Below are 14170 nucleotides of genomic sequence, written 5' to 3' on the forward strand. Positions count from 1 at the left end.
CAATCTTCTCAAAGGGGCTGCCGAACTGACCTGAACGCTGCACGGAGCTCCTCGGCAAAGCGTTGCGGCTGCTCCCAGGCCGCGAAATGGCCACCCTTGTCAACCTCGTGGTAGTAGTACAGGGACGGATACGCCTGTTTGCTCCAGCTTTCCGGCGCACGGTAAATCTCGTGGGGGAACACGCTGATGGCCACAGGTACCTTGATTCCACGCGTTTTCTGCGCATCGGCGCTGAAATTGTTGTTGTTGTTCTCCCAATAGAAGCGCGAAGATGACGCCCCCGTATCCGTGAGCCAATAGAGGGTGATGTCATTCAGGATGGCGTCCCTGGTAAGCACGCGCTCAGGAGCACCGTTACTGTCGCTCCACTCCGCAATCTTTTCGTAAGTCCACGCGGCCAGGCCAGCCGGAGAGTCCGACAGCGAATAACCGATGGTCTGTGGACGCGTGACCATCATCGCACCGTAGGCGGCATTGCGGCCGAAGAAGGAACTCAACGACTGGTAAGCGGTGCGCTCGGGAACCGACAAGTTTGCAGGTGCTGGATCACCGGCAAGGATGGATTTCATGAGATCGCCCGGCACGGTGGCAGGCATATTGAGATGGATGGCCAGCAGGCCCGCCGGTGCCTGATGCGCAAGCGCGTCGGAAATAACCGAGCCGTGATCGCCGCCCTGGGACACGTAATGCGTGTAACCGAGCCGCTTCATCAGGACGTCCCATGCGCGCGCTGTCCTGTCCGGACCCCAGCCCAGATCCTTCGGCTTGCTGGAGAATCCGTAGCCGGGGATCGATGGAATGACAACATCGAATGCGTCTTCTGCGCGGCCGCCGTAGGCAGTCGGGTCGGTCAGCGGACCAATCGTCTTGATGAACTCGAAGATCGAACCGGGCCAGCCATGCGTGAGAATGACCGGCAAGGCATTCGGGTGGCGCGAGCGAACGTGGATGAACTGGATGTCCACTCCATCGATCGTCGTAACAAACTGCGGAAGCGCATTGAGCTGCGCCTCGGCTTTGCGCCAGTCGTATTGGGATCCCCAATATCGAACGAGTTCCTGTACTTGCGACGACTGGATGCCTTGAGAATCGTCGCTGACGGTTTCCTTGTCGGGCCAACGCGTAGCTGCAATACGTCGACGCAGATCATCAAGTTGTGCCTGCGGCACGTGGACTCGGAAGGGACGGATGCTCTCGTCGGCGCGGACATGCTGCGTGCCTGCAACTTGCGCGGTGCGGGCCGTCGATTCGTCGATCGTCGCGGAGACGGATGGACTATCGGCAGCGAAAGCATATGGCGAAGCCACGGTCGCGGCGAGCAGAAAGAGGTCGATCACTCGTGTTCTCAGCGAGCCATAGGAATGTCGCCGTGTTGATGTTATGGAAAACATGAATATGCAATCCTAATGAAAATGAAAATTAAATAAAATGCCGTCGAGATCGCTGCGCTGTCTTCCCTAGTAGCTGGCTACCTCAATGACTGCATCCGCAAACGCAACCGGGGCTTCCTGCGGCAAGTTGTGACCGATTCCCCCTGTGACGTCGCGGTGTCTGTACGTGCCAACGAACTTTTTGGAATAGGCAGCAGGCTCTGGATGCGGCGCTCCGTTTGCGTCACCTTCGAGAGTGATCGTTGGCACCGAAATGACGGGAGCCTCCACCAGATGCTTTTCCAGCGCATCGAACTGCGGCTCCCCTTTCGAAAGGCCCAGGCGCCAACGATAGTTGTCTATCACGATCGCCGCGTGGTCAGGGTTCTGGAGCGCACTCGCAGATCGCTCGAAGGTCGTATCGTCGAAGCTCCACTTCGGCGACGCAGATTGCCAGATCAGTTTTGCGAAATCGCGCCGGTTCTCCGAATAGCCTTGTGCGCCGCGCTCCGTGGCGAAGTAGAACTGATACCACCATGCGAGTTCTGCCTTTGGTGGCAAGGGCGCCTTGTTGCCTGTCTGACTGCCGATCAGGTACCCGCTCACCGACACTAGCGCCTTGCAACGATCCGGCCAGAGTGTAGCCACGACGCAGGCCGTGCGTGCGCCCCAGTCGAAGCCAGCGAGTATCGCCGTCCGAATGTTAAGCGCATCCATTAGCGCGATGACGTCGACCGCAAGCACTGACTGCTGGCCGTTTCTGGGCGTTTCCGGCGATTGGAAGCGCGTCGAGCCATAGCCGCGCAAATACGGAACGATGACCCGGTAGCCCGCCGATGCGAGTCGAGGAGCAACCTCGGCAAAGCTGTGAATGTCATATGGCCAGCCGTGAAGTAAAACCACGGCGGGGCCATTAATCGCGCCAAGTTCCGCATATCCCACATTCAGAACGCCAGCGTCAATCTGCCGGATCGCAGCAAACGATGTGTCGCTGGTCACATTGCTTTTGCTAGCGCCTACGCCTGCGGACTGCGCCTGCGCCCAACGGCTCAATCCCGCGCTCATTGCTCCGATGCTGACGGCCGCTGAGCCGAGAATCCGGCGACGTCGACTGTCGATTTTGTTTGACACAATTGGTCTCCTCCGCTCCCCACACACATTGCCAGGTGAGCGCGTGCGCGTCAGGCCGCGAACTTGTCGTTGAACTGGGTGACGAAGGCCGCCTCATCTGGACCGACATTGCTTCGCATAGGGCGGGCGATTTCGACGAGAGCCTCGATCGCGTCGGTGCCAAGCTCGCGCATCGTCTGCTCGATATAAGGGTCGAGCGGCATCGCGCGTGGTTCGTTCTTGCTGTTCAAGAGGTCGGTTTGAACCCAGGGTGGAGCAACTTCGACAACGCGCACCGACGTATCTTTCAGCTTGTACCGCAGCGACTGTGAATACGAATGGATCGCTGCCTTTGTCGATGAATAGACGCCCGCCATTGCCATCGGCACGAATGCGAGCACTGACGAGACGTTAATAATGGTCGCCTCGTCCTTATGCTTCAGGTGTTCGATGAGTGCGCCGGTCATCCGGATAGGACCCATCAGATTTGTGCTGAGAGTCGACACCAGCAGTGTTTCATCGACGGGTCCGGCAAGATCGTCGATCTGCATAATGCCTGCGTTGTTGATCAGCACATTTAGCGACGGCCATCGGGCGACGAGGTCGTCCGCGACCCAAGCGATGCTCTGAGGGTCGGTGATATCGAGTTCAATCGCCTCCATTCCGGGGCTTGCCGCGATGGTCTCGTCGAGAGAGGCACGGCGCCGTCCGGCGATGATGACCTGATTGCCTAGTCGATGGAAAGCTTCAGCGAGGCCACGCCCGATGCCGGAACCGCCGCCAGTGATGAAAATCGTATTGCCAGTTGTCTTCATGGATTGCTCTGAGGAAATCGTTCTAATGGGCAACCTGCTTGCGCGCCCATCATCAAAGGTATTGAAGTTGCCCCCAACACAAGCCGGGGCGCGGTTCCACGCCGGGTGACGGCCGCCCGCGCTCGTCGTTGTAAGACCAGATGCGAGTGGCGCAGCATGTAACTCCGATGCGTGCCCTTCACCGATATTTATACGGTCAACTGCTCATGGCTGAAAGGACGTATAAACTACGTTTTCTGGACGCGCCCGATTCCGGAGGCTGCCATGCCGACAATTGCGTTCGTAGTATTTGACGGCTTCTACTCGATGGCTCTCGCTGCGCAATCAGTGTTCGAGTTCACAAACGTGGAACTCGGCGAGCCTTTTTACGAAATGTTCAATGTCTCGGTAAGCGGCGGTTGCGTACGCGCTTCGAGCGGTCTGACCGTATTGACTGAGGCAATCGACGATCGTGTATTCGACACGGTTATCTTTCCGGGCAGCAATCCAGCTGATGTCGGGCCGCCGCTGGCAGTATTGGACTATGTGCGACGCAGTGCCGAAACGGCACGGCGTACCGCTTCCATCTGTACGGGTGCGTTCGTGCTTGCCGAGGCTGGTTTGCTCAACGGCCGTCGTGCGACGACCCATTGGTACTACGCCCACGATCTACGGACGCGGTTCCCCTCCGTCACGGTAGACGACGACCGGATTTTCATCGCGGATGGACCGATCTGGACCTCTGCAGGGATGACCGCGGGAATCGATCTCGCGCTCGCACTCGTAGAAAACGATCTTGGTGCCAAAGTGGCGCGGGCGGTCGCCCGAAATCTCGTTGTTTATCATTGGCGGACAGGTGGGCAGTCGCAGCACTCGGCGCTGCTCGAACTTGAGCCGAAATCCGATCGGATTCAGGCGGTGCTGACCTATGCGAAGCAGAACCTCACAGAGCCGCTTTCGATCGAAAGTCTTGCGGAGGTTGCCCGGCTGAGCCCACGACAGTTTAGCCGCGCGTTTCGCGAGGAGACGGGGCAAACACCAGCAAAGGCCGTTGAGCGTTTGCGGCTCGAAACAGCCCGCCTGATGCTCGAGGATAGCCGGCACACAATCGATCAGATCGCGGCAGCGAGTGGCTTTGCTGATCTTCGGAGAATGCGCGAGGCGTTTATCCGCGTGTTCGGGCAACCACCCCAATCATTCCGTCGCAATGCCCGTGCGGTGACGTCGTGACTGGATCTAGCATGGTGTTTGCGCGGCCCGTCGTTTCGAACGCGTAAGCGACTGCTTTACTCCCATAACTAGCCATTGACGTTCCGCGAGTCCGACGGACCGATAAGGGTCGCGAGTACTCATCCACTCGCATCGGCGCCTGACATTCGAGGTTACTACAGCGCGAACGGCGGCAAAGCGCGTATCAGCTGCCTCACAGTGGCCGCCGCTCTAACGGCAGCAATGGCCGACAGCTTGCAAGCGGGGGACCGCGCGAATGGCCGCTCTATCTGCAACCGACCATAGCCCTTGCGCTGGATCGAAAGGTCGTTGTGGTCGAACTCGGCCGACTGCAGTATGCCCAGTTCGCCGATAGGCCTTCGCTCGCTCTTTCTGGCAAGCACCCGCGTCCGGTGGTATTTTTGGTGGTATCCGTACCGGCATAATTCCTCAACCCCGCGCCAGCAAAGCGATAGCAGGAATTTTTCCATTCCGGCCCTGGCACCAGCAACTCTATTCCGTGAATCAATCGTGCGAGCGGGCGCCAGCGCCCCACGGACAGACCCGTTTCCGCCTTGAAGTTGCGCGACAAGCCGCGCCGCGACAATCCAGCTGCAGCAGCAAGCACCTCGAGTCCGGCTTCATCGTCCGGCTGGCGTAGCCATCGCTGCGCGACGCTACGTAACGCGGGATCATTCGGCGTCGGCAATACGATAGGCGCACCCCGAGCGTCTGCGATCTCGTCGAGCAGCACGGCCAGAAGGCCAATCTCCGGAGGCGAAAGCGAGTCGATCAGAACCGGAATACTCATTTGGCCTGAAATCATTCATTGATAGGCAATCATGCGTCGCGTCGAACGCATGGAAAAAGGATAATCCGGTAAATTTCGCGTCCACAGGCGTCCTGTTACCACGATGAAACCGATCTCCGCCTACCTCTTACGGCTGATGCTTGCCGCCGCTGCGCTCACGTTGGTTGCATGCGCCGGCACGAAGGTAAAGGACGTGCAATCCACCTCTAACACCACGGCAGGTTTCTCGCCTCATACGATAGCGATCGTCGTCGAGAACAACAGCCCGCCGCCCAGTAAGGTCTCTCGTCGCGCCGCACAACTGGAGGATGCGAAACTCGTCGTCACAACCCTGACGGACCACCTGGGGAAGGTGCTCGCCGGGCGAGGCCTCGTAGTCGTATCGACGGATGCCCATCCGGACTTGACGCTCCGTTGCAGCGTTCTTGATGTGCGCGGAGGCAACGAGTGGTTGCGGGTTCTGATCGGCTACGGCGCCGGCCGTGCGGAACTGCGCACAAAAGTCACGCTACTTGGCTCGACCGGGACGACTCAGCCCCTGGTGACCTTTGACACTGAAAGCACGACGGGCAAGATGCCCGGCGCAGGATTTGGTCTTGCGTCAGGACAGGCTCTCGCGGCAGGTGGCGCAGCGCTGAGCGTACCAGGCGCAATGAGGCAGGGCCTCGGGCTGGAAGTGAACGACAGCGTCGAGCACATTGACAACGAACTGGGCAAATACTTCAAATCCCAGCATTGGCAGTACTCGACCGGCAACGCGGCAACAGTCGACGCGTCCCGGACAACGTCCTCTCCCGACGCGGTGCCTATCCAACGCTAGCCAGCGGAAGAATCGACGGGAAACGGTTGATCGAAGTCTGTTAGCGAGCGACGGGCACAATCCCGGCGGCTCGCCGCAGCTTCACCCTGTACCCCACCCACATCGCCAGCAACCAGACCGGCACCAGCCAGACGGAAACCGACAAGCCCGGCGTCATCGCCAGAATCACCAGGATCATCGCCATGAAAGCAAGGCAGATCCAGTTGCTGAGCGGGAACCAGAACGATTTGAACACCAGCGTCTCGCCTGCCTGCACCATAGCCTTGCGCGACTTCAGATGCGTGAGACTGATCAGCGCCCAGTTCAACACGAGCGCGGCCACTACCAGCGCCATCAGCACGCCGAGCGCTTCCGCCGGAATCAGATAGTTGATGATCACGCAGGCAAATGTAGCCAGCGCCGACAAGCCAATCGCCAGATACGGCACGCCACGGCGGTCCACCTTCATCAGCGCGCGCGGCGCGTTGCCCTGCTCCGCAAGACCGTACAGCATGCGGCTATTCGCATACACGCCGCTGTTGTACACGGACAGTGCGGCCGTCAGCACCACGACATTGAGAACGTTCGCCGTCAGAGTCGAGCCGATCTGCGAGAAGATCATCACGAACGGACTGCCGCCTGCCGCCACCTGATTCCACGGATACAGCGAAAGCAGCACCACCAGCGAGAGAATGTAGAAAAGCAGAATCCGGTAGATCACCTGATTCACTGCTTTGGGGATGCTCTTGCGCGGCTCGTCGGCCTCGGCCGCCGTAATGCCGATCAATTCCAGGCCGCCGAACGAAAACATGATCACCGCCAGCATCATGAAGAGACCGTGGAAACCGTGCGGGAAGAAACCGCCGTCGGCCCAGAGGTTCCTGATCGACGCCTGCGGGCCGCCGTGACCGCTGATCAGCAGATAGCCACCGAACAGAATCATGCCGATCACCGCCACCACCTTGACGATCGCGAACCAGAACTCGGTCTCGCCATAGGCCTTCACGTTGGCCAGGTTGATCGCGTTGATGCCCACAAAGCACACCAGCGCCGACACCCAGGCGGGAACGCTGGGCCACCAGAAATGCACGTAGGTACCGACGGCCGTCAACTCGGCCATGCTGACCAGCACATAGAGAACCCAGTAATTCCAGCCCGACAGGAAGCCTGGGAAATCGCCCCAGTACTTGTAGGCGAAGTGGCTAAACGAACCCGCCACCGGTTCTTGCGCGACCATCTCACCGAGTTGCCGCATGATCATGAACGCGATGATGCCGCCGATCGCGTAGCCGAGAATCATCGACGGACCCGCCGCCTGCAACACGCTCGCCGACCCGAGGAACAAGCCGGTGCCGATCGCCCCGCCCAGCGCAATGAGCTGGATGTGACGATTCTTGAGCCCGCGCTTCAGGCCGTCTTGCTGCTGTGGACTATTCAAAATTGCGCCCCAGTGTATGGATGTCAATGCGCCGGGAAAACTGATGGGTTGAGCCGGCAAAGCCGAACATTCTAGCTTGCCGGAGATGACCCATATACTGGGATGAACCCGTGGCGCAGGATTTGGCTCAATGGGCGCGCCGTTTTTGCACTCAGCGCCGGCGGCATGGCGTTGGTCATCGAGTCATGATTGAACGAGGTGCGCTTTTTGCCTGCGGCGCCTTGATGTTTGGTTGGTGTTCTTACGGTGTTGGCCTTTCCTTGTTTTGCTTCTGGTCTATTAGCGTTGCCCCTGTGCGGGGCTGCACTTACTTTCTTTGCCGCCGCAAAGAAAGTAAGCAAAGAAAGCGGGCTTCCAACCGCTAGCCTTTAGGTGTCCATCACTTGTGGGAACACGAAGTGGTCCGAGACGAGACCCGCCCTCGCGCCACCCACCTTAGTGACAAAGCACTCATCCGTTCCAGCGTCGCGCTTCGCGCCCCGCCGAAGGGCACAACCGTGGTGGGAGGGCGCACGCACCACCCTGGTGGACCCGACCGGTGACGCACGAAGTGCGGAAGCGGGATGAATGACTGCTGTGTCACTAACGGGGAAAACGCGAGGGAGGGTCTCGTCTTGGGCCGTTCCCGGTAGCGGACCGGGATGGCTCACTACAAGCTGGCGGTTGCAGCCCGCTTTCTTTGCTTACTTTCTTTGCGGCGGCAAAGAAAGTAAGTGCCGCCCCGCACAGGGGCAACGCGAATAGACCGATAACAAAACAAGGAAAGGCCAACACCGTAAGAACACCAACCAAACACCGAGGCGCCGCAGGCAAAAAACCCAAAGCGCCGCGCGGGCAAAAAAACCACTAACTCCCCCCTTCCGGCACTATCTGAAGCCGCGCAGCCTCCGACCCAACAATAATCCCAGCCTGCACAAGAAACGCCCCGGCGGCAGCCATGAGACAAACCTCCACCCCCCAATGCCCACTAATCGCCGCACCCAGCAGCGCGCCAAGCGGCCGCGCGCCATAAGTCGCGGTTCCATTGATTGCCGAGACACGCCCCATCATCCCACCAGGCGTAATAGCCTGCCGCAAGGTAGTCGACCCCACCACCCAAAGAATCGGCCCCGCACCCAGCAGAAAGAAACTTAGCATTGCCAACCAGAATGACGGCACAATCAAAGTTGCCACCATCACCACCGAAGCGAGCAGCCCGCAGAACGGACCAATCGTCAACACACGCCCGAACCTGAGCCGCTCCGCAATCGAAGGCGCCGCCAGCGCACCGCACACCATGCCAACACCATATGCACCCAACGTCACGCCCACCGCCGACGCCGTCAGCCCAAGCCGGTGCACCGCATATGGCACATACACCGCCTGCAGCATAAAAAAGCCAAGATTGAAAAACACCGCGGTGGCGATCATCGGACGCAGCAACGCATCTCGGAGCACAAAGCGCGCGCCGTCGCGCAGTTCACGCAGGAAATGCCGCTGGCCTGTCTGCACGCGCGGTGGTTCGCGCAAGCCGGCCAGCAACGCGACGGCCAATGCCGACAAGCCTGCCGCACAACCATACGCCCAGCCCGCGCCGGTCCAGCCCACCAGCATGCCGCCCAGCGCCGGCCCCGCTGAATACGCCGCGCTGCGCGCCAGTTCGAGCCGCCCATTAGCCACCGCGAACGACTCGCGCGGCACAAGCGATGGCACCAGCGACGGCGCCGCCACGTTATACGCGACCGTACCCGTTGCGCCGAGACAGCCGAGGGCGGCAAGCCATGGCAAGGTCAAGCCGTGCGTCACGATCAGCAGCAACACGCCCAGCATCGCAAGCACGCGCATGCCTTCTGCAAGTGCCATCAAGGTTCGACGCGAGCGGCGGTCGGCCCAGACACCGAACGGAATCGACAGCAGCAAAAACGGCAGGGTCTGTGCCGTCTGCAGCAAGCCGGTGTCATGCGCGCTCGCACCGAGCGTGAACACGGCGACGAGCGGCGCCGCCGCAAGGCTGATCTGTTCGGCGGATTGTGCAACGAGGTTCGACCACCCGAGCCGCTGAAACGCGGCCGGCAGTCTCACGGCGGAATGTGGGATTGACAGGCGCATCGATAACCTCCTTGAAATGTAAGGTCATCGTCGCCGTTTCGGACAGGCGGTACGCTCCGCTTCTTGCTCTGTTATTGGTGTGGCTGAATGAACATCGAAATCGCCGGACAACCCAATCGCAGGCGGCAGACGCTCAAGGCGCGTATGACGAAGCCATGCCGCTCTCCAGCCCATGATCGAGCGTCGTGCGGATAATCGACAGCCCGCGCGTCAGCGCTTCGCACGACGGCGCGCCAGTCATGCACACGCGGATCGCATGCGGGGCGGCGTTGCGGCCAATCACGAAGCTGTCCGCCGTCTTGACGAGCACGCCCTCCTGACGCAATGCCGCCGCAAATTCCGCCGCACGCCAAGGTTCGGGCAGCGGCAACCACAGGTGCGAACTGGTTGCTGCATGCCGGTAGGTCACGCCCTTGAGCACCTCGCTCGCCACCTGATGCTGCGTTTCGATATGCGCGCGCTGCAAGCCGTTCAGACTCTCCATTTCGCCGTTCTCGATCCAGCGCGACACCACCTCGGCCATCAAGGGCGCCGTCATCCAGCAATCGCTGCGAATCACCGCCGCAATCTTCGAACACCAAGCGGGCGGTGCTTGCAGATAACCGACCCGCAGCCCCGGGGCGACCGATTTCGACAAACCCGCAATCAGAAACGACTGGTCCGGCAAACGTGTGGCGAGCGGCTCGGGCGGCGTATCCAGCAGCATGGCCGGTACGAGGTCTTCGATCAGCAGCACGCCGTGCCGTTGCAGGATCGCGGCCACGGCATCACGCCGCTCAGAGGACATGGTTGCGGTGGTCGGATTGTGGATCGTGGGCACGCAGAAGATAGCGCGCGGGTGCAGCGACTTGCAGGCCAGATCGAGCGCCGCGGGCACCAACCCCTCGGCATCGATCTCGACGCCGACCAGATGCAGCCGCAGTTGCCGCGCCAATGCAATGATCCCCGGATAGCTCACAACCTCGGCCAGCACGGTGTCGCCCGGCCGCGCGACCGCGCGCAGCACCGACGCCAGCGCGTGCTGCGCCCCTTGCGTCACCAGCACGCGCGAGGCGCTTGCCGGACTGCCGGCTCGACCGAGCCAGGCCGCGCCGGCCAGCCGATGCCGCATCGAGCCGGCCTCCGGCGCGTATTGCAGCAGTTCGGCGGCAAGCCGTTCGTCGCTGGCGATTTCGTGCAGCGTGGCGCACAGCGCGGCCGCCTCGCCGGTCGATTGAGGCACGTTCTGGCCGAGATCGATCAGCGCCGGCGCCGGTGGCATCCCGGGGCGCAGGCCACCATGCGCGCTTGTGCCCGAAGACATCTCGCGAGCGCGCGCCTGGGCCACATAGGTGCCGTCGCCGACACGGGCATTCGCGAGCCCCTGACGCTCCAGTTCGGCATAGGCGCGGCTGATCGTGCCGGTGGTCACGTGCAGTTCGCTGGCGAGCGAGCGGTGCGGCGGCAGCTTTTCGCCGGCCGGCAGTTGGCCGTTAAGGATTGCCTGCGCGAAAGCGCGCGCAATCACCTGATATTTCGGATCGCTGCCCGCGTCGATCCTGGGCAGCCACGCGTTCATCGCCATAGTGCGACGGTCTCCTTCTTCTTGCTGGCCTATATGCCATGGGTGTCATTAACATGATACGCATTCAATCTCACGACATTGCATGCAGTCATTTACTTTAATTGAAGCGATTGAGTTGCTTGTTCGGGCTCCATAGCATGACGTCATTCCGAATTCAATCGTGCCGCCTCGATGCGGCACTGCGGCATCCACCCAGGAGCGCCCTATGAGCCGTGAGACACCTCGTATCAGCCGGATCGACATCACGCATCACCAGCTTGAGCTCGATCCACCGTTCCCAGCCTCCTGGGATAGCCAGCCGCGCCGCAAATTTCCCGCCACGATCGTGCGCGTCCACGACGACGCGGGGCACGTGGGCATCGGCTCCGGCGACGTGATGTATGGCTTTGCGGACTACCAGCACCTGTTTGTCGGCACTGACCCGCTTGACCTCGCGCGTCATAGCGCCGTGCTCGACAACATCGGCTTTCACGCCGGCCGCCCGTGGCCGCTCGATATCGCGCTATGGGACCTGGCCGGCAAGATTCGCGGCGAACCGTGCTGGAAAATGATGGGCGGCCGCAGTAACCGGATTCGCGCTTACGCGTCGAGTGGCGTGCACCGCCATCCCGAAGAGATGGCAAAAATGGCGCTGCAGGTCGCCGCACGCGGCTTCCCGGCACTGAAGATCCGCTTTGGCCGCCCCAGCCTCGCCGACGATTTCGAGGCGCTTGCCGCTGTGCGCGCCGCCGTGGGCAACCGGCTCGAACTGATGGTGGACTGCAACCAGGGCTGGCGCATGCCGTGGGACACGGCCGCACCGTGGACGGTCAGCGAGGCGCTCGAAGTCGCCCGCGAACTGGAAAAGCAGAATGTCTACTGGATGGAAGAGCCGTTGCATCGCGGCGACTACGACGGCTACGCCGCGTTGCGCCGCAGCACGACGCTGCGCATCGCCGGCGGCGAGATGACGCGAGAGCGTTACGAGTTCGATCAGTTGCTTGCACGCGACTGCCTCGACGTGTTTCAACCCGACGTCGCCTGTTCGCTCGGCATGGAAGGGCTACGCAAGCTCGCGCAGGCGGTGGAAGCGCGCAGCAAGGTTTTCACCCCGCACACGTGGGGTAACGGCATCGGCCTCGCCGCCAATCTGCATCTGACGGCCGGCGCCGCGTCGGCGCCCTTCATCGAGTTCCCCTATGACCCGCCCGAATGGTCAATCGAGCGGCGCGACTTCATGCTGACGCAGCCGATCGACGTCGACAACGAAGGCTGGCTAACGCTGTCCGATGAGCCTGGCCTCGGTCTGACGCTCGATGAAGCCGTGCTCGCCGCCACCCAAAGTTCTCGCAGTACCTACGCCTGACGCCCCTGCCGAGGCACTCACTAAAGCCAATAAACGGAGACAGACAATGCAGATGAAATCCTGGATGCGCGCTGCGTGCCTCACGCTCGCCGCAAGCGCCCTCTTCCCGGCTGCCGCGCACGCCGGCACCTGGTGCTCGAGCGGCAAGCCGGTGCGCTTTGCCGGCGTCACGTGGGAAAGCGGTTCGTTCACCACCGAAGTGCTGCGCTACATCGCCGAGAAAGGCTATGGCTGCAAGACCGACACCGTGCCCGGCAGCACCGCCGCCACTGAAACGGCACTGGCGCGCAACGATCTGCAGGTATGGGGCGAGCAGTGGACCGGCCGCTCGGAGATCATCGCCAAGGGCGTCGCGGACGGCCAGGTCAAGCTGATCGGCGACACCCTGCCGGGCGGCACCAACGAAGGCTGGTATGTGCCGGAATACGTCATCAAGGGCGACCCGGCGCGCGGCATCAAGCCGGTTGCGCCGAACCTGACTTCGGTCGCGGATCTGCCCAAGTACAAGGATCTCTTTGAGGATGACGAAGAACCGGGCAAGGGCCGCTTCCTGAACTGCCCGGCCGGCTGGGACTGCGAGCGCGTCAACACGCGTCTTCTGAAGGTGCTCAACCTGGACGACAGCTACACGAACTTCCGCCCCGGCACCGGTGCGGCGCTCGACGCAGCGATCTCGTCCGCCTATCAGCGCGGCAAGCCGATTCTGTTCTACTACTGGGAACCGGCTGCGTTGATGGCAAAGTACAAGTTCGTGCAACTGAAGATGCCGCCGTTCAATCAAAAATGCTGGGAGACGCTGCGCGCCGACAACAGCACCTCGCAATGCGCCTCGTCGTATCTGGTGTCGCATCTGAAGGTCGGCGTGTCGACGCCGTTCTATCAGGCCGAGCCGGAGATGATGGCGGCTTTTGGCAAGGTCAGCTTCTCGATGGACTTCCTGAACCAGACCATCCTGCAGATGACCAGCAAGAAGATCGACGGTTCGACGATGGCCAGGCAGTTCCTCCACGACCACCCGGAAATGTGGAAGCCGTGGGTCTCCAACGACGTTGCACAGAAGGTTCAGGCCTCGCTCACGGGTGCCTGATCCGCGGCGAAGTCACGACGCTTTGTGCTGAACGGAAGGCGCGATGCGCCTTCCGTTTATGTGCATCGGAGGTTTGATCATGCATTCGTTTTTCCTGCATCTGTCGATTGCCGACTGGGTGAACGACGTCGTCCAGTCGTTCGTCACCGCGCACGGTGACAGCTTCCACAACTTCAGCATCCTGCTGCTGCGTTATCTGCTGGTACCGCTCGAAGGCGCGCTGCGGGCCACACCCGCGTGGCTGATCCTGCTCGCAGTGGGCGCGATCACCTGGAATGCGACGCGGCGCCTGCCCATCGCCGCCCTCTTCGTGCTGCTGCTCTACGCGATCGGCTGCTTCGGCCTGTGGGACAAGCTCATGGAGACGCTCGCGCTGATGCTGGTGGCCACCGTGCTGTCGGTGGTGCTGGGCGTACCGCTTGGCATCTTCACCTCGCGCAGTGCATGGCTGCGGCGCATCCTGCTGCCGGTGCTCGACATCATGCAGACGCTGCCGAGCTTCGTGTACCTGATCCCGGTGCTGATGCTGTTTGGCCTCGGCAAGGTGCCGGCGAT

At 61.4% G+C, this 14170-nt stretch carries 12 protein-coding genes; 5 read left to right on the forward strand and 7 right to left on the reverse strand.

Going from position 1 to position 14170, the window contains the following annotated elements:
- Positions 1-8: 8 nt before the first annotated feature.
- The 3 genes from FFS45_RS34990 to FFS45_RS35000 form a co-directional block, all read right to left on the reverse strand.
- A complete protein-coding gene (locus FFS45_RS34990; RefSeq protein ID WP_249363047.1) occupies positions 9-1337 on the reverse strand; it encodes an epoxide hydrolase family protein in 1329 nt (442 codons plus the stop codon).
- A 120-nt stretch (positions 1338-1457) separates the two neighbouring features.
- Positions 1458-2501: an alpha/beta hydrolase gene (locus tag FFS45_RS34995; RefSeq protein WP_283204784.1), complete on the reverse strand. Its 1044-nt coding sequence runs from the start codon at positions 2499-2501 to the stop codon at positions 1458-1460.
- Positions 2502-2551: 50 nt separating this feature from the next.
- The gene (locus FFS45_RS35000; RefSeq protein WP_137959203.1) at positions 2552-3295 is read right to left on the reverse strand and encodes an SDR family NAD(P)-dependent oxidoreductase; all 744 of its coding nucleotides are present in this window, start codon (positions 3293-3295) and stop codon (positions 2552-2554) included.
- 264 nt (positions 3296-3559) lie between these two features.
- Here FFS45_RS35000 and FFS45_RS35005 point away from each other — a divergent pair, with 264 nt between their 5' ends.
- Positions 3560-4504 (forward strand): GlxA family transcriptional regulator, encoded by a 945-nt coding sequence (locus tag FFS45_RS35005; protein ID WP_137959215.1) that lies wholly within the window; start codon positions 3560-3562, stop codon positions 4502-4504.
- Between the two features lie 265 nt (positions 4505-4769).
- On the opposite strand, the gene FFS45_RS41965 is transcribed toward FFS45_RS35005, so the two are convergent.
- Positions 4770-5294: an AraC family transcriptional regulator gene (locus FFS45_RS41965; RefSeq protein WP_171029837.1), complete on the reverse strand. Its 525-nt coding sequence runs from the start codon at positions 5292-5294 to the stop codon at positions 4770-4772.
- A 103-nt stretch (positions 5295-5397) separates the two neighbouring features.
- On the opposite strand from FFS45_RS41965, the gene FFS45_RS35010 reads away from it, so the two are divergent.
- Positions 5398-6114: a DUF4410 domain-containing protein gene (locus tag FFS45_RS35010; protein WP_137959204.1), complete on the forward strand. Its 717-nt coding sequence runs from the start codon at positions 5398-5400 to the stop codon at positions 6112-6114.
- Between the two features lie 40 nt (positions 6115-6154).
- On the opposite strand, the gene FFS45_RS35015 is transcribed toward FFS45_RS35010, so the two are convergent.
- The 3 genes from FFS45_RS35015 to FFS45_RS35025 all read right to left on the reverse strand — a co-directional run bounded on the left by FFS45_RS35015 (position 6155) and on the right by FFS45_RS35025 (position 11183).
- Positions 6155-7531, reverse strand: a complete 1377-nt coding sequence (locus tag FFS45_RS35015; protein ID WP_137959205.1) for an amino acid permease — start codon at positions 7529-7531, stop codon at positions 6155-6157.
- Between the two features lie 846 nt (positions 7532-8377).
- On the reverse strand, positions 8378-9619 hold the full coding sequence (locus tag FFS45_RS35020) for an MFS transporter (RefSeq protein ID WP_137959206.1): 1242 nt from the start codon (positions 9617-9619) through the stop codon (positions 8378-8380).
- Positions 9620-9752: 133 nt separating this feature from the next.
- A complete protein-coding gene (locus FFS45_RS35025) occupies positions 9753-11183 on the reverse strand; it encodes a PLP-dependent aminotransferase family protein (RefSeq protein WP_137959207.1) in 1431 nt (476 codons plus the stop codon).
- 205 nt (positions 11184-11388) lie between these two features.
- On the opposite strand from FFS45_RS35025, the gene FFS45_RS35030 reads away from it, so the two are divergent.
- From FFS45_RS35030 to FFS45_RS35040, 3 genes are all read left to right on the forward strand, one after another.
- The gene (locus FFS45_RS35030) at positions 11389-12528 is read left to right on the forward strand and encodes a mandelate racemase/muconate lactonizing enzyme family protein (protein ID WP_137959208.1); all 1140 of its coding nucleotides are present in this window, start codon (positions 11389-11391) and stop codon (positions 12526-12528) included.
- Between the two features lie 46 nt (positions 12529-12574).
- The gene (locus FFS45_RS35035) at positions 12575-13615 is read left to right on the forward strand and encodes an ABC transporter substrate-binding protein (RefSeq protein WP_137959209.1); all 1041 of its coding nucleotides are present in this window, start codon (positions 12575-12577) and stop codon (positions 13613-13615) included.
- 79 nt (positions 13616-13694) lie between these two features.
- A partial coding sequence (locus FFS45_RS35040) for an ABC transporter permease subunit (RefSeq protein WP_137959210.1) occupies positions 13695-14170 on the forward strand: 476 nt, incomplete at its 3' end.

Origin of the sequence: Burkholderia sp. 4M9327F10, assembly GCF_005503145.1 — a bacterium.
Classification (GTDB): Bacteria; Pseudomonadota; Gammaproteobacteria; order Burkholderiales; family Burkholderiaceae; genus Paraburkholderia.